General features: G+C 39.8%; 2 protein-coding genes. One reads left to right on the top strand and one right to left on the bottom strand.

Going from position 1 to position 2,325, the window contains the following annotated elements:
• Window positions 1-405: 405 nt before the first annotated feature.
• Entirely contained in the window at window positions 406-573 is a 168-nt protein-coding gene (locus F6K49_RS42135; protein ID WP_293099675.1) for a CopG family transcriptional regulator, read from the bottom strand.
• Window positions 574-640: 67 nt separating this feature from the next.
• Between F6K49_RS42135 and F6K49_RS42140 the strand changes: the two genes are divergently transcribed.
• Window positions 641-1,855, top strand: a complete 1,215-nt coding sequence (locus F6K49_RS42140) for an RNA-guided endonuclease TnpB family protein (protein WP_075901770.1) — start codon at window positions 641-643, stop codon at window positions 1,853-1,855.
• Window positions 1,856-2,325: the final 470 nt, after the last annotated feature.

Raw genomic sequence — 2,325 nt, forward strand, 5'->3', positions numbered from 1 at the left:
GATCTGAACTGATCTATTAGTTCAAGTCCAGTTAATCACTTACAAAATAGTCTCTAGATTTTTGGGTAAGCGTAATCGGTAATGGGTAATCCTAAACTACCAATTACCAATTTAAAATCACCAATTCTAAATTACCAATTCCAAATTACTTGATTTCGGATCTGATAATTAGTCAATCAGAGATGATATTATATTTATTGACTGATATATTTAATAACCCAGAGATGTGCTACCCTGAGCTTATAATCGTGAGCATATAATCAGATGCTTTGCCCTGAGATGATAAATTAAAAGACTTGGCTGACTAATCTTATAATTTTCACTAATAATCATTATTATCGATTTAGTTAGCTGACCGGTAAAAGAAGCCCCACGTCCGAACTGAAAGTCGGCGTGGGATGAATTTTACACGGAGTCTTTGGGATTCGGCAAAGCCGACGCTACGCGAACGGGGAAACGAGCTATCAAACTTCTAAGTACCTCTGATTGGTTCATCCCCCTTTTGGTTGCTTCTTGCTCTAGTTTTTTCTTTTCATACTCGGTCAACCGTATCGTCATTTTTATAGTTTTCATTCTGACTTGCCATTTGACTAGCTGTATGCTATACTAATAGTAGGTCGAAAAACAGGAGATAGCAACAATGAGAGCAGCCTATCAATATCGACTAAGGTTAACCAAAGCCCAGGAATCTGAAATCGAGAAATGGCTGGATCTACTCCGTTGCCAATACAACTATTTGCTTGCAGATAGGTTTAATTGGTATGAGCAAAATCGCTGCTCCATTAACTCCTGTCCTTTGATTTGTCACTTGCCAGACCTAAGGAAAAATCCTGATTATTTTTCCCAAAAGAAAACTCTTCCTCAACTAAAGAAGGATAGACCCTGGTACAAGGTAGTTCAATCTCAAGTACTCCAGGATTGCGTAAAAAGAGTTGACCTTGCTTTTAAGAGGTTTCTTAAAGGAGACGGTAATGGGAAAAAGAGTGGAAGACCTCGATTTAAAGGGAAAAATAGATATAAGTCATTTACTTTCCCGTCTCTGTCTAAAAATCCAATAAATGGAAATATTTTGACTCTTCCAAAATTTGGAAAGGTTAAAATGATTTATCATCGACCTATTCCAGAAGGGTTTAAAATCAAGACAGCGACTATAACCCGAAAGGCTGATGGCTATTACGTCACGCTGTCAATCCAAGATGATACAGTCCCGAATATTATCCCAGTAGACAGTGTTGAAAATCCCATCGGGATAGACATGGGTCTTAAATCGTTCTTGATCAGGTCTGACGGTACTGAGATACCAATTCCTCAGTATTACAGAAAAGCTCAAAAACGACTCAATAAAATCCAGAAAGCTGTCAGTAGATCAAGGAAAGGTAGTAAGAACAGAAAAAAAGCTGTAAACAAACTAGGGAAGGCTCACAAAAAGGTAGCTGACACCCGAAAAGATTTTCACTTTAAGACAACAAAAAGCTTGCTAGATACCTACGATCTAGTTGCTCATGAAAAACTAAACATTAAGGGTTTGGCTAGGACTAAATTAGCTAAATCTGTATTGGACGCTGGTTGGGGTCAATTTCTGTCAATATTATCAAACAAAGCCGAGAATGCTGGTTTGGTCACAGTTGCGGTAAACCCCCGAAACACCAGCCAAAATTGTTCCAATTGTGGAACAAAGGTACCTAAAAAATTAAAAGACCGTATCCATTCTTGTCCTTCTTGTGGGTACATCGAAGATCGTGATGTGAATGCGGCGAAAAATATATTGAAGTTGGCGGTGGGGCATCCCGTCGGAAATAAAGCTTACCGGGTATCCGAACCGTTGGGTGGAGTTGGTAAGAAGCCCACACTGTAATCTTTGATGAGCGTGTGGGAGTATGTCACATAAAGGTGTGATATCAATCACATCAACCAGTGAAGTTAATTAAACCAGTGAAGTTAATTACTGTATTCGGTGACTGGATTCACTGACTCGATTCGGTGACTGGATGGAGTTATTGAAATCAGCGTATTCTAAAGCCCTAGGCGGGATTCCTCTGAAGGGAATGGTATGCGATCGCATCACCAACAGTTGAGCTGACTTGTCACCCCCTCAACGGAAAATGAAACGGGCAAGATGCTCGTTCCACAAAACTATTTAAATCATTCCAGAAAATGAAACGGGCAAGATGCCCGTTCCACACAAGATGCCGGTTCCACAAAAAAAAGGAGCCGATTGCGTCGGCTCCCCAAAAATTGAGGTTGATTCAACTGAGCTCAAGTCTGGTTAATCACTTACCAAATAGTCACTAATCGTCAGCTATCAGCTATCAGCTATCAGATATC

The sequence above is a fragment of the Moorena sp. SIO3I6 genome, assembly GCF_010672095.1.